The following is a 26,701-nucleotide window of genomic DNA, read 5'->3' on the forward strand; positions in this document are numbered from 1 at the left end:
AGCCCCGCTGCCCCGGATTCAAATACGCCGTGCGGCGTAACGCTTGAGCATGCTTGGAACATCGAGGATCAGAGCGATGCGGCCGTCACCGGTGATGGTGGCGCCGGACATGCCCGGAGTGCCCTGAAGCATTTTGCCCAATGGCTTGATAACCACTTCTTCCTGGCCGACCAGTTGATCGACGACGAAGCCGATCCGCTGGGTGCCCACCGAAAGGATCACCACGTGGCCTTCGCGCTGCTCTTCGTGAGCGGCGGAGCTGACCAGCCAGCGCTTGAGGTAGAACAATGGCAGCGCCTTGTCCCGCACGATCACCACTTCCTGACCGTCCACGACGTTGGTGGTCGACAGGTCGAGGTGGAAGATTTCGTTGACGTTGACCAACGGGAACGCAAACGCCTGATTGCCGAGCATCACCATCAGGGTCGGCATGATCGCAAGCGTCAGCGGCACCTTGATGACGATCTTCGAGCCCTGGCCCTTGGTCGAGTAGATGTTGATCGAACCGTTGAGCTGGGAAATCTTGGTCTTCACCACGTCCATGCCGACACCGCGGCCGGACACGTCGGAGATCTCGGTCTTGGTCGAGAAGCCCGGGGCAAAAATCAGGTTGTAGCACTCGGTGTCGCTCAGGCGATCGGCCGCATCCTTGTCCATCACACCGCGTTTTACCGCGATCGAACGCAGGACGTTCGGGTCCATGCCTTTGCCGTCGTCGGAGATCGACAACAGAATGTGGTCGCCTTCCTGCTCGGCGGCCAGAACAACACGACCGCCACGGGCCTTGCCCGAGGCTTCGCGTTCTTCCGGTGACTCGATGCCGTGGTCGACAGCGTTGCGCACCAAGTGGACCAGCGGGTCGGCCAGCGCCTCGACAAGGTTTTTGTCGAGGTCGGTTTCTTCACCCACCAGTTCCAGATTGATCTCTTTCTTGAGCTGACGCGCGAGGTCGCGAACCAGACGCGGGAAGCGCCCGAAGACCTTCTTGATCGGCTGCATCCGGGTCTTCATCACCGCGGTCTGCAGGTCAGCTGTGACCACATCGAGGTTCGACACGGCCTTGGACATGGCTTCGTCGCCGCTGTTGAGACCCAGGCGCACCAGACGGTTACGCACCAGTACCAGCTCGCCAACCATGTTCATGATTTCGTCGAGACGCGCGGTGTCGACCCGCACGGTGGTCTCGGCTTCGCTCGCCGGTTTTTCCGCTGGCGGTGCAGCGGCGGCGCGGGCCGGCGCCGGGGCGGCAGCGGCAGCCGGTTTCGCAGCTTCGGCTTTCGGCTCAGGCTTGGGCGCAGCCTTCGGCGCGGCCGGTGCCTTGGCAGCTGGCGTCGAAACGGCAGCAGCGGTACCTGTAGCGGCAGCACCGACGTCGGTGAACTTGCCTTTGCCGTGCAGCTCGTCGAGCAGCGATTCGAACTCGTGATCGCTGATCAAGTCGCTACCGGCCGCAGCGGCCACCGGAGCGGCAGGTGCAGCTGGTGCCGAGGCGATCGCCGACTCGAGTGCTTCAACGGCAAAGTTGCCCTTGCCGTGCAACTGGTCGAGCAGCGCTTCGAATTCGTCGTCGGTAATGTCGGAGCTGTCGCCCGCAGCCGGTGCCGCAGGAGCAGCCGCCGTCGGTGCAACGGCGTCCGCCGCGAACTGGCCTTTGCCGTGCAACTGATCGAGCAACGACTCGAATTCAGCGTCAGTGATTTCATCGCTGGCTGCCTCATTGGCAGTTTGCGCAGGTGCAGCAGCGGCCGGGGCTTCGGCTTCAGCCTTGACGGCGTTCAGCGAATCCAGCAGCTGTTCAAATTCGTTATCGGTGATATCACCCGAATCGCCAGAATCGCCTTCGACGACCAGCTCTTCGATCATCTCGGCCACCGGCGAAGCCGGAGCTTCGTCGGCCGATTGCGGCTCGGCCAGACGTGCCAGCGCGGCCAGCAGTTCCGGGGTGGCCGCCGTGATCGGTGCACGTTCACGGACTTCGCTGAACATGCTGTTCACCGCGTCCAGTGCTTCGAGGACAACGTCCATCAGTTCTGCATCAACGCGACGCTCACCCTTGCGCAGGATGTCGAACACGTTTTCGGCGATGTGACAGCACTCCACCAGCTCGTTGAGCTGAAGGAAGCCGGCGCCCCCTTTTACAGTGTGGAAACCGCGAAAAATTGCGTTGAGCAGATCTGCGTCATCCGGACGGCTTTCCAGCTCGACCAGTTGTTCGGACAGTTGCTCAAGAATCTCGCCGGCCTCAACCAGGAAATCCTGAAGGATCTCTTCATCGGCGCCGAAGCTCATTAATGGGGTGCTCCTACAGGTCTAAAAACCCAAAAAACCTAAAATTCCAAAACTCTAGAATCCAAGGCTGGATAACAAATCGTCCACATCGTCCTGACCGGACACAACGTCTTCTCGTTTATCGGCATGAATCTGCGGACCTTCACCCTGCGAGAGATGTTTTTGTGGATCTTTTTCTGCAAGCATCGCGGCGCGGTCGTGTTCGATGCCCGCAAAGCGGTCCACCTGACTGGCCATGAGGACGAGTTTGAGCAAATTGCTTTCGACTTCGGTGACCAGTTGGGTCACGCGCTTGATCACCTGACCGGTAAGGTCCTGGTAATCCTGAGCCAGCAGGATGTCGTTAAGGTTGCTCGACACCGCACGGTTGCCCGTGCTGCTGCGCGACAGAAAACCGTCGACCCGGCGCGCCAGCTCGCGGAACTCTTCGGCCCCGACCTCACGGCGCATGAAACGGCCCCAGTCGGTGCTCAGGGCCTGGGCTTCTTCAGCCAGGCCATTGACGACCGGGGTGGCGCTTTCCACCAGATCCATGGTGCGGTTGGCCGCGGCTTCGGTCAGCTTGACCACATAGCCCAGGCGTTCGGTGGCGTCGGTGATTTGCGACACTTCCTCGGCCTGCGGCATGTGCGGATCGATCTGGAAGTTGACGATCGCACTGTGCAGTTCGCGTGTGAGCTTGCCCACTTCCTGATACAGGCCGCGGTCACGGGTCTGATTGAGCTCATGGATCAGTTGCACAGCGTCGCCGAACCTGCCTTTTTCAAGGCTCTCGACCAGTTCGACCGCGTGTTTTTTCAGGGTCGATTCGAAATCGCCCTGTGAAGATTCGTTATGCTCCATAGCTCCCCCGCGCGTTCATCAGCCGATGCGTTCGAAAATCTTCTCGATTTTTTCTTTCAGCGCCTGAGCCGTGAAAGGTTTGACCACGTAGCCGTTCACACCGGCCTGAGCGGCCTCGATGATCTGCTCGCGCTTGGCTTCTGCAGTCACCATCAGCACGGGCAGGTGCTTGAGTTTTTCATCGGCACGCACGTGGCGCAGCAGGTCGATACCGGTCATGCCCGGCATGTTCCAGTCCGTTACCAGAAAGTCGATGCTTCCGCTGTTGAGCACCGGAATGGCAGTCGTGCCATCGTCGGCCTCGACGGTGTTGGTGAACCCCAGATCACGCAGCAGGTTCTTGATGATCCGCCGCATCGTTGAGAAGTCATCAACGATGAGGATTTTCATGTTCTTGTCCAATTCGACCTCCAAGCAGTCTTAAACGCGCCCAGCACCTGGACGCGCCATTTCAATCAATCCGGCAAAGCACTCGATGACTGTCTGGAGCACAACAGAGCAAGACCGGTGCCGTTCATCACCGCACCAGCCTCGTTCGCAGTGTCCCCACACTGCCTTCAGCGCGCTCGCCACTCCCCCAAACGCCCCCGCAAGCGGGCCGCGCACTGGCTGTGTAACTGGCTGACCCGCGATTCACTGACGCCAAGGACTTCTCCGATCTCCTTGAGGTTCAGCTCTTCGTCGTAGTACAGCGCCAACACCAGTCGCTCACGCTCCGGCAAATTGGCAATCGCGTCCGCCAGCGCGGCCTGGAAGCGTTCATCTTCCAGATCGCGTGACGGCTCAAGATGAGCACTGGCGCCATCCTCGTGCAGCCCTTCGTGTTCGCCGTCCTGCAACAGGTCGTCGAAACTGAACAGCCGGCTGCCCAGCGTGTCATTCAAAATCCCGTAGTAATCGTCGAGACTCAATTGGAGTTCGGCCGCAACCTCGTGATCTTTAGCATCACGGCCGGTTTTAGCTTCAATTGCCCGAATTGCGTCACTGACCATACGGGTGTTGCGGTGAACCGAGCGTGGCGCCCAATCACCTTTGCGCACTTCATCGAGCATCGCACCGCGGATTCGAATGCCCGCGTACGTTTCGAAACTGGCGCCCTTGCTGGCGTCATATTTGGTCGAGACTTCGAGCAGGCCGATCATCCCGGCCTGAATCAGATCTTCGACCTGCACACTCGCCGGCAAGCGCGCCAGCAGGTGATAGGCAATGCGCTTGACCAGTGGCGCGTAACGCTCGATCAACTCGTACTGCGCGTCACGTGCCGACTTCTTGTAGTAATTCATACCGCTGGCGGTCATAACACAGGCCCTGCCGTTTGCTGCACGAGGCGCTCGACGAAAAACTCAAGGTGACCGCGCGGGTTGGCAGGCAGCGGCCAGGTATCGACCTTCTGCGCGATCGCCTTGAACGCCAGCGCGCACTTGGAACGCGGAAAGGCTTCATAGACCGCTCGCTGCTTCTGCACTGCCTTGCGCACGCTTTCGTCGTACGGCACCGCGCCGACGTATTGTAAGGCGACATCGAGGAAGCGATCCGTGACCTTGGTCAACTTGGCGAACAGGTTGCGCCCTTCCTGCGGGCTCTGCGCCATGTTGGCGAGGACACGGAAGCGGTTCATGCCGTAGTCGCGATTGAGCAGTTTGATCAACGCGTAGGCATCGGTGATCGAAGTCGGCTCGTCGCAAACCACCAGCAACACTTCCTGGGCTGCGCGGACAAAGCTGACTACCGAGTCACCAATACCTGCAGCGGTGTCGATCACCAGCACATCGAGGTTGTCGCCGATGTCGCTGAAGGCCTGAATCAGACCGGCATGTTGCGCCGGACTCAGGTGAACCATGCTCTGGGTGCCGGAGGCGGCCGGCACGATGCGGATCCCGCCGGGACCTTGCAACAGCACGTCGCGCAGCTCGCAGCGACCTTCGATCACGTCGGCCAGGGTACGTTTGGGGGTCAGTCCCAGCAGAACGTCGACGTTCGCCAGCCCCAGGTCGGCGTCCAGCAGCATGACCCGACGGCCAAGCTCTGCCAACGCCAGAGACAAGTTCACTGACACGTTAGTCTTGCCGACGCCACCTTTGCCGCCGGTCACCGCGATCACCTGTACGGGATGCATGCTGCCCATGTTATTTCTTTACCTTGTCTTGCATAGACGGAGGCCACATTACTGGCTGCGCGTTCTCAACCGGAACAATGCATGGCAGACCATCGATGTAGGTACAAAAACGGTTCATTACCTCAGCCAACCTGCTTGGTCGGGCTGTGGTAGATATCAGCGAACATGTCAGCCATGGCTTCTTCGCTGGGTTCTTCCTGCATTTGCACGCTGACGGCGCGGCTGACCAGTTGATGGCGGCGCGGCAGATGCAGATCATCCGGAATCCGTGGGCCATCGGTCAGATACGCGACCGGCAGTTCATGACTGATTGCCAGGCTCAACACTTCGCCCAGGCTTGCTGTCTCATCCAGTTTAGTCAGGATGCACCCGGCAAGCCCGCAACGCTTGTAACTGTGATAAGCGGCGGTTAGAACCTGTTTCTGGCTGGTGGTTGCCAGGACCAGATAATTTTTTGAACGGATGCCACGACCGGCCAGGCTTTCGAGCTGCATGCGCAGGGCCGGATCGCTGGCCTGCAGGCCGGCGGTATCGATCAGCACCACGCGCTTGCGCAGCAGTGGATCCAGCGCTTGAACCAGCGACTGACCCGGATCAACGTGCGTCACCGGCACGTTGAGAATCCGGCCCAGGGTCTTGAGTTGTTCCTGAGCGCCGATGCGGAAGCTGTCCATGCTGACCAGCGCGACATTCTGCGCGCCGTACTTGAGCACGTAGCGCGCGGCGAGCTTGGCCAGGGTGGTGGTCTTGCCCATGCCGGCCGGGCCGACCATGGCAATCACCCCACCCTCTTCCAGCGGCTCGACTTCCGGTACGGCAATCATCCGCGCCAGATGTGCGAGCAGCATGCGCCAGGCCTGACGAGGCTCTTCGATGTCGGTGATCATTGCCAGCAGGTCGCGCGACAACGGGCCGGACAGACCGATACGTTGCAGACGGCGATACAGGTTGGCTTGCGCCGGACGGCTGCCTTGCAGTTGATTCCAGGCCAGGGTGCCGAGCTGTACTTCCATCAGCTCGCGCAGGCTGTTCAATTCAAAACGCATCGAATCCAGTGCACGCGGGTCAATCCCGCCGGAGGACTGCGCAGGCGCCGGGGCCGGGCGCGCCGGGGCGGCGTAAGTCGGTTCGCTCAACGGCTCGGCAGCGGTCAGCGGCAGACCGGCCGTCAACGGCAGACCGGCGAACAACTGGCGATTGGTGTTGCCGTCGGCTTCGCCACGCAGGCTCAGCTCGGCCTGGGCGGTAACGATGCGCGACTGGGTCTTGCGCAGCTCGTCCTCAAGTTCCATGTTCGGAACCCGTGGCGCCAGCGCCGACAATTTGTAATCCAGCGCCGCCGTCAGCTCGACGCCGCCGGCAATGCGGCGGTTGCCAATAATGGCGGCATCAGCGCCCAGCTCATCACGAACCAGCTTCATGGCCTGACGCATATCGGCGGCGAAAAAACGCTTAACTTGCATAAACCACTACCTCAGCCGTTGGGCCCTACTGTCGCAACGATGGTCACTTGCTTGTTGTCCGGAATTTCCTGGTAGGCCAGCACGTGCAGCCCCGGGACGGCGAGGCGGCCGAAACGCGAGAGCATCGCGCGTATCGGGCCTGCTACCAACAGGATCACCGGTTGACCTTGCATTTCCTGGCGCTGCGCCGCTTCGATGAGCGAACGCTGCAGCTTCTCGGCCATGCTTGGCTCCAGCAGAACGCCCTCTTCCGAGCCTTGTCCTGCCTTCTGCAGACTATTGAGCAATATTTGTTCCAACCTTGGTTCCAGGGTGATCACAGGCAGCTCGGAGTCAGTGCCTACAATGCTTTGGACGATGGCGCGGGATACGCCGACGCGGACTGCGGCCACCAAGGCGGCGGTATCTTGACTCTTGGCGGCGTTGTTGGCGATGGCCTCGGCGATGCTGCGGATGTCGCGCACCGGCACGTGTTCGGCCAGCAGCGCCTGCAGCACTTTGAGCAACTGCGACAACGAAACCACGCCCGGCACCAGCTCTTCAGCCAGTTTCGGCGAGCTTTTGGCCAGCAATTGCATGAGTTGCTGCACTTCTTCGTGGCCGATCAGCTCACTGGAGTGCTTGTACAGAATCTGGTTCAAGTGGGTCGCGACCACGGTACTGGCGTCGACCACGGTGTAACCGAGCGATTGCGCCTGGGCGCGCTGACTGACTTCGATCCACACCGCCTCCAGGCCAAAAGCCGGATCTTTGGCGGTAATGCCGTTGAGCGTGCCGTAGACCTGCCCCGGGTTGATCGCCAGTTCGCGGTCCGGGTAGATCTCGGCTTCGGCCAGGATCACCCCCATCAGGGTCAGGCGATAGGCGCTCGGCGCCAGATCGAGGTTGTCGCGGATGTGCACGGTCGGCATCAGGAAGCCCAGATCCTGCGAGAGCTTCTTGCGCACGCCCTTGATCCGCGCCAGCAACTGCCCGCCCTGATTGCGATCCACCAGCGGGATCAGGCGATAGCCGACTTCCAGGCCGATCATGTCGATCGGGGTCACGTCATCCCAGCCCAGCTCCTTGGTTTCCATGGCGCGGGCCGGCGACGGCAGCAGTTCCTGCTGACGCTGAACCTCTTGCAGCGCCTGAACCTTGGCCACGTTCTGTTTTTTCCAGAACAGGTACGCGCCACCGGCAGCCAGCGCCGCCATGCTCAGGAACGAGAAGTGCGGCATGCCCGGCACCAGGCCCATGACCGCCATCAGACCTGCCGCCACCGCCAAGGCTTTTGGCGAAGCGAACATCTGCCGATTGATCTGTTTGCCCATGTCTTCCGAACCGGAAGCACGGGTCACCATGATCGCCGCCGCTGTCGATAACAACAGTGATGGCAATTGCGCCACCAAACCGTCACCGATGGTCAGCAAGGCGTAAACCTTGCCGGCGTCGGCGAACGACATGTTGTGCTGGAAGATGCCGACGGCCATGCCGCCGATGAGGTTGATGAACAGAATCAGCAGACCGGCGATGGCGTCACCACGGACGAACTTGCTGGCACCGTCCATCGAACCGTAGAACTCGGCCTCTTGGGCAACTTCCTGACGGCGCAGCTTCGCCTGGTTCTGGTCGATCAGGCCGGCGTTGAGGTCGGCGTCGATGGCCATTTGTTTGCCAGGCATCGCATCGAGGGTGAAGCGCGCGCTCACCTCGGAAATCCGCCCGGCACCCTTGGTCACCACGACGAAGTTGATGATCATCAGGATCGCGAAGACCACGATACCGACCACGTAGTTACCGCCGATCACCACCTCACCGAAGGCCTGGATCACCTTACCGGCGGCGGCGTGACCGTCCTGACCGTGGAGCATCACCACCCGTGTCGACGCCACGTTCAACGCCAGCCGCAGCAGCGTCGCCACCAGCAGGATCGTCGGGAACACCGCGAAATCCAGCGGCCGCAGCGCATACACGCAGACCAGCAGGACGACAATCGACAGGGCGATGTTGAAGGTGAAGAACACGTCGAGCAGGAACGGCGGCACCGGCAGCATCATCATCGCCAGCATGACCAGCAGCAACAACGGCACGCCCAGATTGCCTCGACTGAGGTCGGCAATGTTCGAGCGTGCGCTGTTGATTAACTGAGAGCGATCCACCGGTTTTCCCCGTTCCTTTAAAGCAAACTTTTGACGCCCAAAGCAGGCGCACGGCGGCTACTGCAAGAAGCCTTCCAACTTTTGAGGGGGGGATTGAAATAGAGGGGCCTGAGGCGTACCTGATTGTAGGAATAGTGATACGCCGACCCAGCCAGTTTGACCCACTGCATGCAAAACCAATGGATTTGGCAACCGGTCCCGACTACGAAAATGGCAGGTGACCATTCGTCGCGACTGGCAGATCTGACAGTCGCATGATTTGCGCTCATGACATCAGATGAAGCTTCCAAAGCGAATACCCAAACGTCGGAGCAAATGCCATGACTTCAACCACTGCCGTGACAGATCCAGCAGCACCAAAAGTACGGGAAGCACACGGCACAGCCGGCGATCAACTTGACATCAAAAACTTCTATTCCGCCGATCATGTCACCGCTCAAGTCCCGCAATACACCGGCATGGAACGCGGTCACACGGTTCGTATCGCTTGGGAAAACCCACGGCACACCCACTACTCGCAAGTCATCACGGTAGGAACACCAGGCACCATCGACATCCCCATTCCGCGCCTGGAGGCGATCGATAGCATTGGCCACACCGTGAAAATCAACTACACGGTGCGGACCGCGCCGGGCACTGCACTGATCCCCTCCAGATACTTGCTGCTGCACGTCCTTCCTCAGCCATTCGATTTACTGGCACCAACACTATCGAGCGACCAGAAAACCCTTAGCGTGAACTATGCAGGCATGACAACAGGCTATACGGTGCGTATTCGCGCGGCAGCCAACACGACCTGGCAAAGTGATGAGAAACCGGTTCAGGCAGGTGTCACCCCGACTTTCCCCCTTCCTTCCGATTGGCTAACCACCAATCGCGGCGCCAATGCCTTGATCAATTACACCGTATACAAATCGGGTAGTGGTGAGCGATTGATGTTTTCGAAGGTGTTGAGAGTATTGGTAGGTGAAGCGATACCTGAGCCGATACTATTTGAAAATTTCGATGGCCAACCTCATAGCAGCATTGTCGCGGGTCAAAGCATCAACATTCCAAGCATGACCATAACGCTCACCTCAGGACCTAACTCAAGCGGCATTCAAACATACGAGGCTCCCGTAGCGGGAATGCTCACAGGCCCGGCTATTGTGACCAACTCAGGCGTCGAATCACCGACAGGCCAGCAACTGATCACACTAAGCCTAAAATCAGCCTACTCTCGGGTCAGATTTGCGTACACCTATCAACTGCGAGCCGCAGAAATCAGTTTTTCCGACAACTTGGGAAATGTAGGGTCGAGGAACCTTCCAGCAGACGCCTCCAACGGCCATAAATGGGTCGATTTTTCCGCACCCACCGGCAGGAAAATTACATCCATTCAAATCGTATCAAGGGACTGGTCCTACCTGGATCACTTTCAACTCTGGGTTTGAGTCCCGCCAGGAGTCTGACCAGGATGGCGTCTTAGACTTGCTCGCGAAGAGACCCGAGAAATCAGCACAAAGTGTCTTTTAAACTCCGGTGTTTAAAAGACACCTTCAGACACGCCTTAGAGGCTACGAATCCTTGCGCCGTTGCCTACAGCCACGCCAGAATCCGCCGGCTTGTGCGCCTTGGGGTCGGGTTCTATTGTGGGTCGGTCGCTGATTGTTCAGCCTAAAAAGCTCCACGATGCCGCCGACCGCGCGCTCGACCATTACCTCTGCCCGCCCGGCTCCACTCCACCGCCACGCAGAACCCGCCGGATGTATGCCGTCACCGCAGACTTCAAAAACGAAGAGCTGCTGGCCGATGCCTGCGAAACCCTCGCCTCAGCCAGAAACATGGTCAATGACTTCGCCCACCTCATGCCCGCCTCGCAGCGCAAGACATTAATGGGCATCGGGCAACTGATCATGCTCGGGGAACTGGCAGCGAATCGGGTGCTGGATAATCTGGAACTTCAGCCGTCGCAGACCTCCGTGTAAAGGCTTGAGACATGCGTCGTGGCGGTTGACGCCTTCGCGAGCAGGCTCGCTCCCACAGGGAAATGCATTCCAAATGTGGGAGCGACGGTGCGACGATTCGACCTGCTCGCGAAAGCGACCTGACCGTGGAGCATCACCACCCGCGTCGACGCCACGTTCAACGCCAGCCGCAGCAGCGTCGCCAGCATGACCAGCAGCAACAACGGCACGCCCAGATTGTCTCGACTGAGGTCGGCAATGTTCGAGCGTGCGCTGTTGATTAACTGAGAGCGATCCACCGGTTTTCCCCGTTCCTTTAAAGCAAACTTTTGACGCCCAAAGCAGGGGCACGGCGGCTACCGCAAGAGGCCTTCCAACTTTTGCCAATGATTGAAACAGAAGGGTTTATCGGGAAAATTCCGGCGCCTGGACTGACGCATTCGCGAGCAAGCCCGCTCCCACAGGGGATCTGTGTGATACCCCAATTCTGTATTCACCGAAGATCGAATGTGGGAGCGGGCTTGCTCCCTTACAGGCGCGCGAAATCACCCCGCAATCAAACGGCAAAAAGAAGGCAAGCACACCTGTCAGAGGTGACAGGTCACGCCCGTTTTCAGACAGAAGGCATCAGTCTTGGAATTTATCGGGAAAATGTCGGCGCCTGGACTGACGCTTTCGCGAGCAAGCCCGCTCCCACAGGGGATCTGTGTGATACCCCAATTCTGTATTCACCGAAGATCGAATGTGGGAGCGGGCTTGCTCGCGAAGAGGCCATCAGCGGCACCGCAGGATCAGGAATCGCGGCGCAGATCCGGCGGGATCGGCAAGTCGTCCTTGAGCGGATCCGGGCGCTTGCCCTTGCCGGCACGGTACTGGCGGATCTGGTAGACGTAGGCCAGCACCTGAGCAACCGCCAGATACAGGCCGCCGGGGATTTCCTGATCCAGTTCAGTGGAGTAGTAGATCGAGCGTGCCAACCCCGGCGATTCGAGGAGCATGACGTTGTTGGCGACGGCGATTTCGCGGATCTTCAGCGCGAGGAAGTCGCTGCCCTTGGCCAGCAGCACCGGCGCCCCGCCCTTCTCCGAGTCGTACTTGAGCGCGACGGCGTAGTGGGTCGGGTTGGTGATGACCACGTCGGCGTCGGGAATCGCCGCCATCATCCGCCGCTGCGACATTTCGCGCTGGGTCTGACGGATGCGCTGCTTGACCTCCGGACGACCTTCCTGATCCTTGTGCTCGTCGCGCACTTCCTGCTTGGTCATCAGCAGTTTCTTGTGGCTTTCCCAGAGCTGCACCGGCACATCGACCGCGGCGATGATAATCAGACCGCAAGCCAGCCACAGCGAACTCCAGCCCACCAGCGTCACGCTATGAATGATCGCCTGCTCAAGCGGCTCGTGGGCGATACGCAGGAAATCGTCGATGTCGGACGACAACACCATCAGTGCCACGAACAAGGTGATGATGAACTTGGCCAGCGCCTTGAGCAGTTCTATCACCGCCTTCATCGAGAACATGCGCTTGAGGCCCGCACCCGGGTTCATCCGGCTGAATTTCGGTGCCATGGAGCCGGCCGCGAACAGCCAGCCACCAAGGGAAATCGGCCCGATCAGCGCGGCCAGCAACAGCGTGATCATGACCGGCTGGATCGCGACCAGCGCGATCTTGCCCGAGACCAGCAGGAACGTGCCCATGGACTTTTCATCCATGATCACTTCCCGCGACAGCGAGAAATTCAGCCGCATCACGTCCATCAGTTCTTGCGCCAGCATACCGCCAAATATCAGCAGGCCACCGGCACCGGCAAGCATTACCGCCAGGGTATTGAGCTCTTTGGAACGAGCAATCTCACCCTTCTCACGGGAGTCTTTTTTACGTTTATCCGTGGGGTCTTCTGTTTTGTCCTGACCGCTTTCGCTCTCAGCCATGACTCAGCGCGCTCGTGCCAGTTCGCGTAACAACTGCAGGGCCTCGGAGGCCAGCGGTTGATACTGATTGAGAATGTCCGCCAGGCCGACCCAGACAATGAACAGGCCAAGCACCAGGGTCAGTGGAAAACCGATGGAGAAGATGTTCAGTTGCGGCGCCGCACGTGTCATCACGCCGAACGCGATGTTGACCACCAGCAGTGCGGTAACCGCCGGCAACACCAGCAACAACGCCGCGCCCAATACCCAGCCGAGCTTGCCGGCCAGCTCCCAGTACTGCGCCGTCATCAACCCGCCGCCCACTGGCAGCGTGGTGAAGCTCTCGGTGAGCACCTCGAAGACCACCAGATGGCCGTTCATCGACAGGAACAGCAAGGTCACCAGCATGGTGAAGAACTGGCCGATCACCGCCACCGAGACGCCGTTGGCCGGGTCGACCATCGAGGCGAAGCCCATGCCCATCTGGATCGCGACAATCTGCCCGGCCACGGCAAAGGCCTGGAAAAACAGCTGCAGGGAAAACCCGAGCACCGCGCCGACCAGAATCTGCTCGGCGATCAGCAACCAGCCACTGAGAGCAAGCGGACTGACCTCCGGCATCGGCGGCAGGCCCGGGGCAATACACACGGTGATCGCCACGGCGAAATACAAACGTATCCGGCGCGACACCAGCGTGGTGCCGAACACCGGCATCACCATCAGCATCGACGCGACGCGAAACAGCGGCAACATGAACGATGCCACCCAGGTACTGATCTGGGTGTCGGTCAGCTGAAGCAGTGATTGCATGGCTCAGCCGATGACCATCGGAATGTTCTTGTAGAGCTGGATGATGTATTCCATGAACGTCTGCACCAGCCATGGGCCGGCAACGATCAGGGTCACCAGCATCACCAGCAGACGCGGCAGAAAGCTCAGGGTCTGTTCGTTGATCTGCGTCGCGGCCTGGAACATCGCCACCAGCAGGCCGATCAGCAGGCTCGGCACGACGAGGATTGCGACCATCATCGTGGTCAGCCACAGCGCTTCACGAAAGATATCGACCGCAACTTCCGGCGTCATGGCGAAACACCTCCGAAGCTACTGGCCAGGGTGCCGATAATCAGCGCCCAGCCATCTACCAGCACGAACAGCATGATCTTGAACGGCAGGGAAATGATCAGCGGCGACAGCATCATCATACCCATCGCCATCAGCACACTGGCCACGACCAGGTCGATGATCAGGAACGGAATGAAGATCATGAAGCCGATCTGAAACGCAGTTTTAAGCTCGGACGTGACGAATGCCGGCACCAGAATGGTCAGCGGCGCCTGATCCGGGGTGGCGATGTCGGTGCGCTTGGACAGGCGCATGAACAACTCCAGATCGCTGGTGCGGGTCTGCGCGAGCATGAAGTCCTTGATTGGCACCTGAGCCTTTTCCACGGCCTGCTGCGCGGTGAGTTTTTCCGCCAGATACGGCTGCAGCGCATCGTTGTTCACCCGATCGAACACCGGGGCCATGATGAACATGGTCAGGAACAGCGCCATGCCGGTGAGGATCTGGTTCGATGGCGTCTGCTGCAGACCCAGGGCCTGACGCAGGATCGAAAAGACGATAATGATCCGGGTGAAACTGGTCATCAGGATCACGGCCGCCGGAATGAAGCTCAGGGCGGTCATGATCAGCAGGATCTGCAGGCTGACCGAATACTCCTGCGCGCCGTCGGCGTTGGTGCCCAGCGTGATCGCCGGGATCGACAACGGATCGGCGGCGAACGCCAGCGGCGCGGCCAGCATCAGGGCCAGCGTCAAGACGATACGTAGCGCACCCATTACTTCTTATCCTTCTGATCCTTGCCGAGAATCTTCAGCAGATGCTGGGCAAATTCCGGGGTCGCTTTCTCGCTGGTGCTCGGCACCTGCACCGGCTCCTTGAGCACATGCAGCGCGGTGATGGTGCCAGGGCTGAGCCCTAACAGAATCTGTTCGTTGCCGACCTGCACCAGCATCAGCCGGTCGCGCGGGCCAAGGGCACGGGAGCCGATCAGCTCGATCACCTGGCCCTTGCCCGCAGGACCGGCCTGCTGCACCCGGCGCAACAGCCAGGCGAGGAAGAAGATCAACCCGAGTACCAGCAACAAACCGAACACCAACTGCGTCAGTTGCCCGGCCACGCCACTGCCGACCGCCGGCGCGGCAGTCGCAGCAGCAGTCGTGGCGGCCGGTTCGGCGGCCAGCACACTCAATGGCAGCGCCAGCAGCGCCCAGAGAAAGCGCTTCACTCAGCGCAGCTTCTTGATGCGTTCGCTTGGGCTGATCACGTCGGTCAGGCGGATGCCGAACTTCTCGTTGACCACCACCACTTCGCCGTGTGCGATCAGCGTGCCGTTGACCAGCACGTCCAGTGGCTCACCCGCCAGGCGATCAAGCTCGATCACCGAACCCTGGTTGAGTTGCAGCAGGTTGCGAATGTTGATGTCTGTGCTGCCCACTTCCATCGAGATCGATACCGGGATGTCGAGGATCACGTCCAGGTTCGGACCGTCCAGCGTCACCGGATCGTTGTTCTTCGGCACGCTGCCGAACTCTTCCATCGGCAGACGGTTGGAGCTGGCGGCGCCGGCGTCAGCGGCCAGCAGCGCGTCGATGTCAGCCTGGCCGTCACCGGTCTCTTCCAGGGCAGCAGCCCATTCGTCAGCCAGTGCCTGATCGTCCTGGGCGTTCATATCGTCGTTCATCATTTGTCCTCGGCGGGCAACAATTCAGTTAAATGCGTGGGGGTGAGAGTGCCGCTTCAGCGACGCTCGATCGGCTCGATCACTTGCAACGCGAGGTTGCCTTTGTGCGAGCCCATCTTGACCTTGAAGGCCGGTACGCCGTTGGCGCGCATGATCATGTCTTCCGGCATCTCGACCGGGATCACATCCCCCGGCTGCATGTGCAGGATGTCGCGCAGCTTCAACTGACGGCGGGCCACGGTGGCACCGATCGGTACGTCGACATCGAGCACGTCCTGACGCAGGGCATTGACCCAGCGCTCGTCCTGATCGTCGAGGTCCGACTGGAAACCGGCGTCGAGCATCTCGCGCACCGGCTCAATCATCGAGTACGGCATGGTCACGTGCAGGTCGCCGCCACCGCCGTCGAGTTCGATGTGGAATGTCGATACGACAATCGCTTCGCTCGGGCCGACGATGTTGGCCATGGCCGGGTTCACTTCCGAGTTGATGTACTCGAAATTGACTTCCATGATTGCCTGCCAGGCTTCCTTCAAATCGACGAAGGCCTGTTCCAGCACCATGCGCACCACGCGCAGCTCGGTCGGGGTGAATTCACGGCCTTCGATCTTGGCGTGACGACCGTCGCCGCCGAAGAAGTTGTCCACCAGCTTGAACACCAGTTTGGCGTCGAGGATGAACAGCGCAGTGCCGCGCAGCGGTTTGATCTTGACCAGGTTGAGGCTGGTCGGCACGTACAGCGAGTGCACGTATTCGCCGAACTTCATCACCTGTACGCCACCGACGGCAACGTCCGCCGAGCGGCGCAGCATGTTGAACATGCTGATGCGGGTGTAACGGGCAAAACGCTCGTTGATCATTTCCAGGGTCGGCATGCGTCCACGGACGATGCGATCCTGACTGGTCAGGTCGTAGCTTTTGACACTGCCGGGTTCGGCAGCGTTATCGGTCTGTACCAGACCATCGTCGACGCCATGCAACAGCGCATCGATTTCATCCTGGGACAGCAGATCCTGCACGGCCATGTCGTGTTCCTACTGCAGTACGAAATTAGTGAAAAGCAACTGTTCGATCACCACTTTGCCCAGCTCTTTCTGCGCCACTTCCTGGACGCTGGCCGTGGCCTTCTGGCGCAACATCTCCTGCCCGACCGGCGTCGCCAATGTGGCGAAATCCTGACCGGAGAAGAGCATCACCAGGTTGTTGCGGATCACCGGCATGTGCACTTTGAGCGCCTCCAGATCGGCCTGGTTACGCGCCAGCATGGTGATACTCACCTGCATGTAGCGCTGACGGCCGTTCTGGTTGTAGTTGGCGACAAACGCTGGCGCCATCGGCTCGAAGATCGCCGGTTGCTTGCCGACCGGAGTGGCCTCGGCCGCTGCGGCAGGCTTGCTCTGAGCACTGTGCATGAAGTACCAGGTCGCGCCCACGGAGACACCGATCGCCAGCAGCAGAGCCACCACGATCAGGATGATCATCTTGAGTTTGCCTTTGGTCGCGGGGTCTTTTACAGCTGCTGCTTCGCTCTTCGCCATGCCAATAATCCGTCACTAATCGGGTTTTCACAGTCGCACGGCAAGGCAAGAGCAAGTGTTATGCCAGAAGTGTCGAAGAGCGGAATTGGGTAGCACCCCATAACCAATGTGGGAGCGAGCCTGCTCGCGAAAGCGATTTAACATTCAACATTGATGTCGACTGTCATGACGCATTCGCGAGCAGGCTCGCTCCCACAAGGGGTGTTGCGTTGTATCAGGCGTAATAGTCGACGGCGCTGGAGCCAATCACGCTGGTGGTTTGCGCAGCGGCTTCAGCCACCGCCGCCGGGGTCAGCTCTTCTTCCGCCGAATCCAGACGCCCGCCAGCGGCACTGGTGCGGCCACTCTGACCTTGCTGCGCCTGCTCCTGGCCCTGCTGACCCTGCCAGCCACGGCTCTGGTCAGAGACGTTGACGTCGACCTGGCCCATGCCCTGCTGGGTGAACATGTCACGCAGGCGATGCATCTGGCCGTCGAGGGCTTCACGCACGCTTGGGTGCGCGCTCATGAACGTCACCTGGGTCTGCTGGTCCGGCACCATGTTCACGCGGATGTCCAGACGTCCGAGTTCCGCCGGTTGCAGCTGAATATCGGCGGCCTTCAGATTGGCGCTCGACAGGTACATCACGCGATTGACGATTTCTTCGGTCCAGCCGCTCTGGTGCATGGCGATCGGTTGGTTCACCGGCACCGCGTTCGCGGTTTTCGGGGTGGCCGCCTGGGTCAGCGCCGCCAGACGGTTGGCGAAATCATCGACACGAGTGTCGCTGGTAGCAGACTTGAGATCTTTGAGACCATCGTCGATCAGGCCGCTGAAGGCTTTCTCACCGCTCTGACTGGTGCTGTCTTTGTCGGCCTGCACATCGAGCATAGTGGCCATGCCAGCGGCAAACGTCTGCGCCGAAGTCAATTCACTGTCGGCCTGAGTCTGGGCCGGCGCGGCTTTGGGCTGGGACTGGCTGGCGGCAGAAATATGCCCGCCCTGCTCCATCGCCATACGCACCGCCGGCAGCGAGTCGAGAGGATCGGCTGCCGGGTCGAAAGCGCTGTCGGTGGGGGCCGCCGGGTCTTTGACCACCGCTGGCGCAACGGTAGCGGCCACGACCGGTGTTTCTGTTTTGGTCGGCGCCGGGGTTTCAGCGACCGGGGTTGGCGCTACGGGCGTGGCCACCAGCGGTTGCACGGTTTGCGCCAGCGCCGGATCCAGTGCCGGATCCACCGGGGTGGTGTCTGTTACCGGAGTCTGCGCGGTATCTGCAGCTGCGTCGTCGCTGGCCGCCTGATCATCGGACGTCGTCGACGCCGTCTTGTCGGCAGGCAAGGCATTGCCGCTATCGGCAACGGTCTGTTGCGCGGCGGCAGACGACGACGTGTCGGCATCCTTTTTATCGCTGTTGTCAGCGACTTTGTCGCGCGCCGGTTTCAACGAATTGTCAGCACTGGCGAGGGTCTTTTTCGGGCCTTGATCAGCGAATACCTGAGCGAAGCTTGAGGCCTTGTCCCCGGTATCTGCGGCCATTGCCGGCACTTTGGCAGCGGCGGCTTGCGCCTTGGCCTGGGCGGCAGATTGAAGAAGAACATTGGGGGTCGCAGGCATGACACGGTCTCCGCTGCACTGGGATCGTAGGTACAGTTGAAGGGGGTTATTGCAAGTGTCGGGCCAGATTCGTCCGGCGCTTGCGAAAAGCGCCGGACGGCAGGATTCAATGGGTCAGTGCGTGCTGGCGCTCGTCCTCGTAAACCGGACGGACATGGGCGAACTCGCTGCTGATGTCAGCCACCAGCTCTACGATTTCGGTTGGACTCTTGTCCCTGGCGTCCGACTCCAGCGTCTGGCAAAGCGTCGCCAGGCGAACCGCGCCCATGTTGCTGGCGCTGCCCTTGAAACTATGGGCAAGCTCCGCCAACACCTTGGCATCGGCCGTTTTTTGCAATTGATGCAAGCGACTTTCAGAATCGGTCAGGAAGGTATCCAGCAAATCCGGATAGCTGTCCTCCATGACTTCGCGCAACGCATCGAGTACTTCGCGATCCACATGTTTGTCAGTCACTTGTTCACTCCTTGATCAAGAATTCGCGAATTATGCCTTAACCTCCCAGAAAAACTCCACGCAAGCACTGCGACCTTCGTCCGACCAACTGGCGTTATGCCCCAATTGCCGGATCAAACTGACACCACGACCCGACAGGCGGACACCGTCAAGCGGCCGTTCCATCACTCGCGTCACGTCAAAACCCTTGCCGCTGTCCTCGACGCGGATAACCAGACAGCCACCGCCGCCTTGCGGACGCACCTGCAGGTGTACGCGCACATAACCGTCCTGCAAGGCCTCCAGCCGTTCATTGCGCTGCTCGTAGTAGCGAGCGAATCCACTGGCATCGCGCTTGAGGCTGGAATCCAGGCCCAGCACGCCATGCTCCAGCGCATTGGAATACAGCTCCGCGAGCACGCTGTAGATCGCGCCGCCTTGCGTGCGCAAGCCGTGCACTTCCAGCAACAATTGCAGCAAGTACGGCAAGGGATTGAAGCGTTTGAGCGTGGCACCGCGAAACTCGAAGCTGACTGACCAGTCCAGCGGACACGATTGGCCGCTGTCGGAATAGACCGGCGCCGACGGCACCACCTGCGCCGCCTCCAGCAGGCTGATCTCGACCATGCTCACATCGTCACGAGGCTCACCGCGAAACTCGCGCAAGGCCTGATCGATCTCGGCAAACAGGTTGTCCGGCTCACGGTTGGCGGCAAACAGTTGCTGCAAGCGCTCGACACCGAACAACTGGTCATCGGCATCCGTGGTGTCGATCACTCCGTCCGAGAGCAGGAATACCCGGTCACCCACGGCCAGGGTCTGCACCTCGGTGCGATCATCAAACGCTTGCGGGCTGAGCACGCCCAGCGGCAAATGCCGCGCCGGCAGCGGCACGCGCTCCCCGCTGGCGATCCGGTGCAGATAACCGTCAGGCATGCCGCCGTTCCACACCTCCACCGAACGCCGCTGAAAACTCAGGCAGAGCATGGTCGCGCAGCAGAACATGTCCACCGGCAAGATGCGCTTGAGCTTGGCGTTCATCTCGCGCAGGGTTTCGGCCAGACCGTAACCCTTGGCAGTCATGCCATAAAACACTTCGGCCAAGGGCATCGCCCCCACCGCAGCCGGCAAGCCGTGACCGGTGAAATCGCCGAGCAACACATGCATGTCGCCGGCCGGGGTGTACGCCGCCAACAGCAGATCGCCGTTGAACAACGCATAGGGTGATTGCAGGTAACGAATGTTAGGGGCACTGAGGCAACCCGAGTGCGCGACCTTGTCGAACACCGCTTTGGCCACGCGCTGTTCGTTGAGCAGGTAATCATGATGCCTGGCGATCAGGTCGCGCTGCTGCAGCACCGTGGCCTGCAAGCGCCGCAAGCGATCCATCGCCTTGATTTTGGCGGCGAGGATAACCTGGTTGTAGGGCTTCGCCAGAAAGTCGTCGCCACCGGCCTCCAGGCAACGGGCCAGCGCCTCACTTTCAGTGAGCGACGTCAGGAAGATGATCGGCACCAGGGTTTCCCCTGCCAGCACCTTGATCTGCCGCGCCGCTTCGAAGCCATCCATCACCGGCATCATCGCGTCCATCAGCACCAGATGCGGTGGCTGGCGCCGGAACACCTCCAACGCTTCGGCGCCATTGGCCGCCGTCAGTACCTCATGCCCCTGACGGCGGACGATGGTCGACAACAGCAACCGGTCGGCGGCGCTGTCTTCGGCGATCAGGATCGTCAGCGGCTCTTGCGCCTGCATGGCCGTCAACTGATGTCGAAGAGTTTGTCGAAGTTGGAGATGGCGAGGATCTTGCGCACATCGGAGTTGCTGTTGACCACCCGCACATCCGAATTGTCGCCGCCGGCGTGATCGCGCAGCAGGAGCAGCATGCCCAGTGCCGAGCTGTCGAGATAGGTGGCGTCTTTCAGATCAACCACGATGGAGTCAGGCTTCTTGGCAAGCAGCTCATAGGAATCGCGAAACTCCTGATGGCGCCCAAAATCGAACCGCCCCCTGACCGAAATCGTCAGTTTTTGACCATCCGGAGAGACTTCTGTAACGACTGACATTGACTGGCTTCCTTGTCATTGACGAACGTGTACAAGGTTTAGCACTTGGACAGGTTTGGGGCAAGGCGCGACGCAGATCTACTGCGGGAGCGGGCTTGCTCGCGAATGCAATCGGTCAGTTGACTGAGCTGTTGACTGACACGACGCCTTCGCGAGCAGGCTCGCTCCCACAGGGTTTAGCCGCGCTGCTTAGAAGGGTTCATGGCGCGGCAAGCGCTGCGACAATTCGTCCAGCAACTTCTGTTCGCGCTTGTCTTCGAGGCGTTGCGCCTCTTCGCGGTAGCGCTGCACCAGTTTGCGCAAGCCTTCGACCTTGGCAAACGCCTGCTGCCAGGCGTCCCGCGCCTTGACCAGGTTGTTCTGGTGCCAGACCAGACTCTGGCGCTGCTGGTCGATGGCGGTGTCCAGTTGTGCCAGAAAGCCGTGATAACCGAGCAGCCATTGCCCGGACACGCCGTCGCTGCCGCGCACGATCCACTGCTCCTGGTAATCCAGACGAAAGGCGTCGAGGTCGGCGAGTTTGCTTTCAGCCACTTTGACCTGACCCTGAAAGTAGCCCAGACGCTGCACGGCAGTTTTTTCGGCCTGCTCAGCCATGTCCACTACCGGCGCCAGGCGTGCGGCGCGACTCACGGCCATGGCCGGTTACCCGCCTGCCGCAGGCGCGAACAGGGTTTCCAGATAGGCCTGGCTTTCGCCCATGTTGATCTTGTCGTTCAGCCCCTGCCGCTGGTAGCGGGTCAGTTGTGGCTGCAGCGAGATCGCCAGGTCAGTTTCGCGGTCGCCACCGGCCACATAGGCACCGACACTGATCAGGTCGCGACTCTGCTGGTAGCGCGACCACAGTTGCTTGAAGTACTGCGCACGCTGCATGTGTTCCGCCGAGACCACGGCCGGCATCACCCGGCTGATCGAGGCTTCGATATCGATGGCCGGGTAGTGACCTTCCTCGGCCAGACGCCGGGACAACACGATGTGGCCGTCAAGCACACCCCGCGCCGAGTCGGCAATCGGGTCCTGCTGGTCATCGCCTTCGGACAACACGGTGTAGAACGCAGTGATCGACCCCCCGCCCTTCTCCGCATTACCGGCGCGCTCCACCAGTTTCGGCAACTTGGCGAACACCGAGGGCGGATAGCCCTTGGTCGCCGGCGGTTCGCCAATGGCCAGCGCGATTTCCCGCTGAGCCTGGGCGAAACGGGTCAGCGAATCCATCAACAGCAGGACGTTCTTGCCCTTGTCGCGGAAATACTCGGCAATTCGCGTGCAATACATTGCCGCGCGCAGTCGCATCAGCGGCGCATCGTCCGCTGGCGAGGCGACCACTACCGAACGCTTAAGGCCTTCTTCACCGAGAATGTGCTCGATGAACTCTTTGACTTCTCGACCCCGCTCACCGATCAGGCCGACGACGATGATGTCGGCCTCGGTGAAGCGGGTCATCATGCCCAGCAGCACCGACTTACCGACACCGGTACCGGCGAACAGACCCAGACGCTGACCGCGCCCAACCGTCAGCAAGCCGTTGATGCAACGGATGCCGACGTCCAGCGGTTCGTGGATCGGGTCGCGGTTGAGCGGGTTGATCGTCGGGCCGTCCATCGGCACCCAGTCCTCGGCCTTCATCCCGCCCTTGCCGTCCAGCGCGCGTCCGGCGCCGTCGAGCACACGACCGAGCATGCTCATGCCCATCGGCAACCGACCGGTTTCCGCCAGCGGCACCACGCGGGCGCCCGGGGCAATGCCGGCGACGCTGCCGACCGGCATCAGGAATACTTTGCTGCCGGAAAACCCCATGACTTCCGCTTCCACCTGGGAGGGGTGATAGCTGTCGTCGTTGATCACCAGGCAGCGCGTGCCCATGGCGGCGCGCAGGCCTTCGGCTTCGAGGGTCAGGCCGACCATGCGCAGCAGGCGGCCTTCGAGAATCGGCGCACCGGCCATTTCAGTGGCCTCGGCGTAGCTGCTCAGGCGCTTGGCGAAACTGGTGCGTTCAAGGCGCATCGGGGGTGTCCGCGAGCGGCTCGTCAGGGGTGGCGGCCGATTTGGCTTCTTCGGGCAGGTCCAGGCTCAGATCCGGCGCGGCCGGGTGCAGGGCCTGTTCGTGCAACTGGTCGAACAGCTTGTCCATGACCTGGGTGACCCGGGTTTCGATGCTCGCATCGATACGGCTGTGCGCGGTTTCAACCCGGCAACCACCGGGCATCAGCGCTTCATCCTCGACGATGCGCCAGGATTCTTCGTGACGCTCGCGCAAGGCCTTGGCCTGCTCGAAATCCTGCGGATTGACGTACAGACGCACGTTGTCCACGCCCAGCGGCAACAGCTTGAGCGCGTCGCGCATGACGTGTTCGATCTGGCTGGAGTCGATGGCCAGTTCGCGCTTGATCACCTGTTTGGTGATGTGTTGCACGAGGTCGACCAGCGACTTTTCGATCTGTGTGTCCTGCTCGGCGATCGGCTCAAACAGGTGCGTCATCAGTTGCTCGAGGCTGGCCAGTTTCGCCGCCAGCGCCACTTCGGCTTCCTGGCGCACCTTGAGCGTGGCGCTGTGAAAACCTTCTTTCTCGCCGATGCCGAAGCCCTCGTTGTAAGCCTCCTGACGGATGCTCTCGAGTTCTTCCAGGGTCAGTGGCTGGACTTCGTCCAGCGGCACTTCTTCCATTTCCGGCGGTTCGGGCTCCGGTTCCGGCTCGGGTTCCGGTTTCGGCGGATCGAAGCTGGGCAGTTCCCAGGATTCGAAACCACGGACATCGCGGGCGCGGATCAGATCCGTCACTGACTCGTCATGCTTGTCCATGGGCTTAGATCATTTCCTCGCCACCCTTGCCACCGAGCACGATTTCGCCGGCTTCGGCCATACGACGGGCAATGGTGAGGATTTCTTTCTGCGCGGTTTCCACGTCGCTGACGCGCACCGGGCCTTTGGCCTCGAGGTCGTCGCGCAACAGTTCGGCCGCACGCTTGGACATGTTCTTGAAGATCTTTTCCTTGACGCCTTCGTCCGAACCCTTGAGGGCCAGCACCAGCACATCGGACGACACTTCGCGCAACAGCGCCTGGATACCGCGGTCGTCGACGTCGGCCAGGTTGTTGAACACGAACATGAGGTCTTCGATCTGACCGGACAGGTCTTCGTCGACTTCGCGGATCGAGTCCATGAGCTGGCCTTCGATCGAGCTGTCGAGGAAGTTCATGATGTCCGCCGCACGCTTGATGCCACCCAAGGTGGTGCGCGAGGCATTCGAGTTGCCGGAGAACTGCTTCTCGAGAATCTGGTTCAGCTCTTTCAGTGCTGCCGGTTGCACGGTGTTCAACGACGAGACGCGCAGGATGATATCCAGACGCACCTTGTGGTCGAAGTTGCCGAGCACTTCACCGGCCTGATCCGGGTCGAGGTACGCGACCACGATGGCCTGGATCTGCGGGTGTTCGTAACGGATCACGTCGGCAACGGCGCGCGGTTCCATCCATTTCAGGCTGTCGAGGCCGCTGGTGTTGCCACCGAGCAGGATACGGTCGATCAGGCCGTTGGCCTTGTCTTCACCCAGGGCCTGGGTGAGCATTTTGCGCACATAGTCGTCGGAGCCGACGCCGAGGCTAGTCTGATCGCCGACGATGTCGACGAACTCGCTCATGACCTGCTCGACCTGCTCGCGATGGACGTTGCCCATCTGGGCCATGGCCACACCGACACGCTGAACCTCTTTGGGGCCCATGTGGCGCAGCACTTGGGCTGCATCGGTCGAACCCAGGGACAGCAGCAGAATCGCGGCTTTGTCGACCTTGTTCAGTTTGACGGTTGCGGCTCGGTTATCACTCATCTGCGTTAATCCACTCTTTCACGACCTGAGCCACGCGACCCGGATCTTCAGCCACCAGACTCTTGATTGCATTCAGCTGTGCGTCATAACCCTCGCTCGGGCTAGGCAACAGAATGCTCTGCGGACCACCGAGGCTCACGCGATCGTTGGCCAGTTCGCCGTCCAGGCCGCCCATGCCACCGAGTTCCACGTCGCTGCCAAGACCGGCCAGCTCCTTGCCTTTGCCGCCACCGGTGATGTTGTTCAACACCGGACGCAGCACACCAAACACCAGCACCAGGATGAACAACACACCCAGCACTTGTTTGACGATGTCCCAGAACCATGGCTGGGAGTAGAACGGAATATCGGCGACCACTTCACCGCGCTCGGCGGAGAACGGCATGTTGATCACGCTGACGCTGTCGCCACGGCTGGCATCAAAGCCGACGGCGTCCTGCACCAGACGGGTGAAGCGCGCCAGTTCATCGGCGCTCCACGGCGCGCGGGTGGTTTCACCGTTGGCCGCATTGACCTTGACCTGATCGTCGACCACCACCGACACCGACAGACGATTCAGGCGACCCTGCTGCTGTTTGGTGTGGCTGATGGAACGGTCGAGCTCGAAGTTCTTGGTGGATTGTTGACGCTTGTCCGCCGGGTACGGCGCGAGCATCGGCTGGCCGGTGGCCGGGTCCATGATCTGCTGACCGTTGGCATCAACCAGTGGCTGACCTGGTTGAATCATGCCGGTGGAAGCCTGCGCGCCACCAGTGGTTTGCGGTGCCGAGGCTGGCGCCGGCGGCTGGTTGCTCAGGGCACCCGGCACACCTTGCGGGCCATTGCTGGCGGTGCGTTGCTCGTTCACCGACTGCTCGCTGCGCAACGCCGGCTGGTCCGGGTTGAACTGCTCGGCGGTCGATTCGACGGCGTTGAAATCGATGTCGGCCGAAACCTCGGCCTTGTAGCGATCGTTGCCCAGTACCGGTTGCAGAATGTTGTGCACGCGCTGGGTGAGCATGCTTTCCATACGACGGCTGTAATCGAACTGCTTGCCGGCCATGGTCATTTCGGAGTTTTCCGCCTGATCGGAGAGCAGGTTGCCCTTCTGGTCGACGACGGTGATCTGCGATTTGCTCAATTCAGGAACGGAGGTGGCCACCAGGTTGATGATCGCGATCACCTGACCCGGCTCCAGCGAACGCCCGGAGTACAGCTCGACCAATACCGAGGCACTTGGTTTGCGCTCATCACGCACGAACACCGAACTCTTCGGAATCGCCAGGTGCACGCGGGCACCCTTGACGTTGTTCAGGCTGGAGATGGTGCGCGCCAGTTCGCCTTCCAGACCACGACGGTAGCGGGTCGCTTCCATGAACTGGCTGGTGCCCAGACCCTGTTCCTTGTCGAGGATTTCGAAACCGATGTTGCCGTCGCTGGGAGTGACACCAGCGGCAGCGAGTTTCATCCGCGCACGGGACAGGTCGTCGGCCTTGACCAGCAAGGCGCCGGAGTTCGGCTCGACGGTGTAGGGAATGTCGGCGGAGGCCAGAGTGTCCATGACCTGCTTGGCGTCCATGCCGGCAAGGCTGCCGTACAACGGACGATAATCCGGCTGCTGCGACCACAGCACCACGGCAAAGCCAATCGCCACGCTCGCAGCCAGGCCGACCAACAGGCCCACCTGACGCAACATGGTCATCTCGGAGAGGTTTTCCAGGAAGGACAGGCCGAACAGCGGCGGTTTGCCGTCTGTCGGGGTGGCCTTGGCCGGAACGTTATCGGCGACTGCTTCTGCCATGACTCAATCTCG

26 protein-coding genes and 1 pseudogene are annotated in these 26,701 nt (G+C 60.6%); 2 read left to right on the top strand and 25 right to left on the bottom strand.

Annotated features, from left to right (window positions below; genetic code table 11):
- Window positions 1–18 precede the first annotated feature (18 nt).
- From U862_RS0119305 to flhA, 7 genes are all read right to left on the bottom strand, one after another.
- Window positions 19–2,289, bottom strand: coding sequence for a chemotaxis protein CheA (locus U862_RS0119305; protein ID WP_025111924.1), 2,271 nt, complete (start codon window positions 2,287–2,289; stop codon window positions 19–21).
- Between the two features lie 54 nt (window positions 2,290–2,343).
- Window positions 2,344–3,132, bottom strand: coding sequence for a protein phosphatase CheZ (locus U862_RS0119310; RefSeq protein ID WP_025111925.1), 789 nt, complete (start codon window positions 3,130–3,132; stop codon window positions 2,344–2,346).
- An 18-nt stretch (window positions 3,133–3,150) separates the two neighbouring features.
- A complete protein-coding gene (locus U862_RS0119315) occupies window positions 3,151–3,522 on the bottom strand; it encodes a chemotaxis response regulator CheY (RefSeq protein WP_003183998.1) in 372 nt (123 codons plus the stop codon).
- A 167-nt stretch (window positions 3,523–3,689) separates the two neighbouring features.
- Window positions 3,690–4,430: an RNA polymerase sigma factor FliA gene (gene fliA / locus U862_RS0119320; protein WP_003222919.1), complete on the bottom strand. Its 741-nt coding sequence runs from the start codon at window positions 4,428–4,430 to the stop codon at window positions 3,690–3,692.
- Window positions 4,427–5,257: a flagellar synthesis regulator FleN gene (fleN, locus tag U862_RS0119325; RefSeq protein WP_003222917.1), complete on the bottom strand. Its 831-nt coding sequence runs from the start codon at window positions 5,255–5,257 to the stop codon at window positions 4,427–4,429. Before fleN ends, fliA begins: the two co-directional genes overlap by 4 nt.
- 113 nt (window positions 5,258–5,370) lie before the next feature.
- On the bottom strand, window positions 5,371–6,711 hold the full coding sequence (gene flhF / locus U862_RS0119330) for a flagellar biosynthesis protein FlhF (RefSeq protein WP_025111926.1): 1,341 nt from the start codon (window positions 6,709–6,711) through the stop codon (window positions 5,371–5,373).
- A gap of 11 nt (window positions 6,712–6,722) precedes the next feature.
- The gene (gene flhA / locus U862_RS0119335) at window positions 6,723–8,852 is read right to left on the bottom strand and encodes a flagellar biosynthesis protein FlhA (RefSeq protein WP_025111927.1); all 2,130 of its coding nucleotides are present in this window, start codon (window positions 8,850–8,852) and stop codon (window positions 6,723–6,725) included.
- Window positions 8,853–9,172: 320 nt separating this feature from the next.
- Here flhA and U862_RS30925 point away from each other — a divergent pair, with 320 nt between their 5' ends.
- Both U862_RS30925 and U862_RS0119345 read left to right on the top strand, forming a co-directional pair.
- Window positions 9,173–10,285, top strand: coding sequence for a hypothetical protein (locus U862_RS30925; protein WP_025111928.1), 1,113 nt, complete (start codon window positions 9,173–9,175; stop codon window positions 10,283–10,285).
- 198 nt (window positions 10,286–10,483) lie between these two features.
- Window positions 10,484–10,819: a DUF6124 family protein gene (locus U862_RS0119345; protein ID WP_256214715.1), complete on the top strand. Its 336-nt coding sequence runs from the start codon at window positions 10,484–10,486 to the stop codon at window positions 10,817–10,819.
- Between the two features lie 104 nt (window positions 10,820–10,923).
- Here U862_RS0119345 and U862_RS31520 read toward each other — a convergent pair.
- The 18 genes and pseudogenes from U862_RS31520 to fliF all read right to left on the bottom strand — a co-directional run.
- A pseudogene (locus U862_RS31520) lies at window positions 10,924–11,097 on the bottom strand (hypothetical protein); the annotation flags it as partial.
- Between the two features lie 492 nt (window positions 11,098–11,589).
- Window positions 11,590–12,729, bottom strand: a complete 1,140-nt coding sequence (gene flhB / locus U862_RS0119355; RefSeq protein ID WP_025111931.1) for a flagellar biosynthesis protein FlhB — start codon at window positions 12,727–12,729, stop codon at window positions 11,590–11,592.
- Window positions 12,730–12,732: 3 nt separating this feature from the next.
- Entirely contained in the window at window positions 12,733–13,518 is a 786-nt protein-coding gene (gene fliR / locus U862_RS0119360; RefSeq protein ID WP_025111932.1) for a flagellar biosynthetic protein FliR, read from the bottom strand.
- A gap of 3 nt (window positions 13,519–13,521) precedes the next feature.
- On the bottom strand, window positions 13,522–13,791 hold the full coding sequence (gene fliQ, locus U862_RS0119365; protein WP_025111933.1) for a flagellar biosynthesis protein FliQ: 270 nt from the start codon (window positions 13,789–13,791) through the stop codon (window positions 13,522–13,524).
- Complete coding sequence (gene fliP, locus U862_RS0119370; protein ID WP_003222895.1) at window positions 13,788–14,546, bottom strand: flagellar type III secretion system pore protein FliP; 759 nt, start codon at window positions 14,544–14,546, stop codon at window positions 13,788–13,790. The genes fliQ and fliP overlap by 4 nt, the downstream gene beginning before the upstream one ends.
- Window positions 14,546–14,995, bottom strand: a complete 450-nt coding sequence (gene fliO, locus U862_RS0119375) for a flagellar biosynthetic protein FliO (protein WP_025111934.1) — start codon at window positions 14,993–14,995, stop codon at window positions 14,546–14,548. Before fliO ends, fliP begins: the two co-directional genes overlap by 1 nt.
- A complete protein-coding gene (gene fliN / locus U862_RS0119380; RefSeq protein ID WP_025111935.1) occupies window positions 14,996–15,451 on the bottom strand; it encodes a flagellar motor switch protein FliN in 456 nt (151 codons plus the stop codon).
- Between the two features lie 56 nt (window positions 15,452–15,507).
- Entirely contained in the window at window positions 15,508–16,476 is a 969-nt protein-coding gene (fliM, locus tag U862_RS0119385) for a flagellar motor switch protein FliM (protein ID WP_003222890.1), read from the bottom strand.
- 9 nt (window positions 16,477–16,485) lie between these two features.
- Window positions 16,486–16,989 (bottom strand): flagellar basal body-associated protein FliL, encoded by a 504-nt coding sequence (gene fliL, locus U862_RS0119390; RefSeq protein WP_007966247.1) that lies wholly within the window; start codon window positions 16,987–16,989, stop codon window positions 16,486–16,488.
- Between the two features lie 214 nt (window positions 16,990–17,203).
- Window positions 17,204–18,586: a flagellar hook-length control protein FliK gene (locus tag U862_RS0119395; protein WP_025111936.1), complete on the bottom strand. Its 1,383-nt coding sequence runs from the start codon at window positions 18,584–18,586 to the stop codon at window positions 17,204–17,206.
- A 106-nt stretch (window positions 18,587–18,692) separates the two neighbouring features.
- Window positions 18,693–19,040, bottom strand: a complete 348-nt coding sequence (locus U862_RS0119400; protein ID WP_025111937.1) for an Hpt domain-containing protein — start codon at window positions 19,038–19,040, stop codon at window positions 18,693–18,695.
- A 30-nt stretch (window positions 19,041–19,070) separates the two neighbouring features.
- Window positions 19,071–20,774, bottom strand: coding sequence for a fused response regulator/phosphatase (locus U862_RS0119405; protein ID WP_025111938.1), 1,704 nt, complete (start codon window positions 20,772–20,774; stop codon window positions 19,071–19,073).
- A 5-nt stretch (window positions 20,775–20,779) separates the two neighbouring features.
- Window positions 20,780–21,085, bottom strand: a complete 306-nt coding sequence (locus U862_RS0119410; protein ID WP_025111939.1) for an STAS domain-containing protein — start codon at window positions 21,083–21,085, stop codon at window positions 20,780–20,782.
- Between the two features lie 189 nt (window positions 21,086–21,274).
- A complete protein-coding gene (gene fliJ / locus U862_RS0119415; RefSeq protein WP_025111940.1) occupies window positions 21,275–21,724 on the bottom strand; it encodes a flagellar export protein FliJ in 450 nt (149 codons plus the stop codon).
- Window positions 21,725–21,730: 6 nt separating this feature from the next.
- The gene (gene fliI, locus U862_RS0119420; RefSeq protein ID WP_025111941.1) at window positions 21,731–23,089 is read right to left on the bottom strand and encodes a flagellar protein export ATPase FliI; all 1,359 of its coding nucleotides are present in this window, start codon (window positions 23,087–23,089) and stop codon (window positions 21,731–21,733) included.
- A complete protein-coding gene (fliH, locus tag U862_RS0119425; RefSeq protein WP_025111942.1) occupies window positions 23,079–23,885 on the bottom strand; it encodes a flagellar assembly protein FliH in 807 nt (268 codons plus the stop codon). Before fliH ends, fliI begins: the two co-directional genes overlap by 11 nt.
- 4 nt (window positions 23,886–23,889) lie before the next feature.
- On the bottom strand, window positions 23,890–24,909 hold the full coding sequence (gene fliG, locus U862_RS0119430) for a flagellar motor switch protein FliG (RefSeq protein ID WP_007920042.1): 1,020 nt from the start codon (window positions 24,907–24,909) through the stop codon (window positions 23,890–23,892).
- On the bottom strand, window positions 24,902–26,689 hold the full coding sequence (gene fliF, locus U862_RS0119435) for a flagellar basal-body MS-ring/collar protein FliF (protein WP_025111943.1): 1,788 nt from the start codon (window positions 26,687–26,689) through the stop codon (window positions 24,902–24,904). Before fliF ends, fliG begins: the two co-directional genes overlap by 8 nt.
- Window positions 26,690–26,701: the final 12 nt, after the last annotated feature.

It is taken from the genome of Pseudomonas sp. H1h (genome assembly GCF_000633255.1).
In the GTDB taxonomy this organism is placed as follows: domain Bacteria; phylum Pseudomonadota; class Gammaproteobacteria; order Pseudomonadales; family Pseudomonadaceae; genus Aquipseudomonas.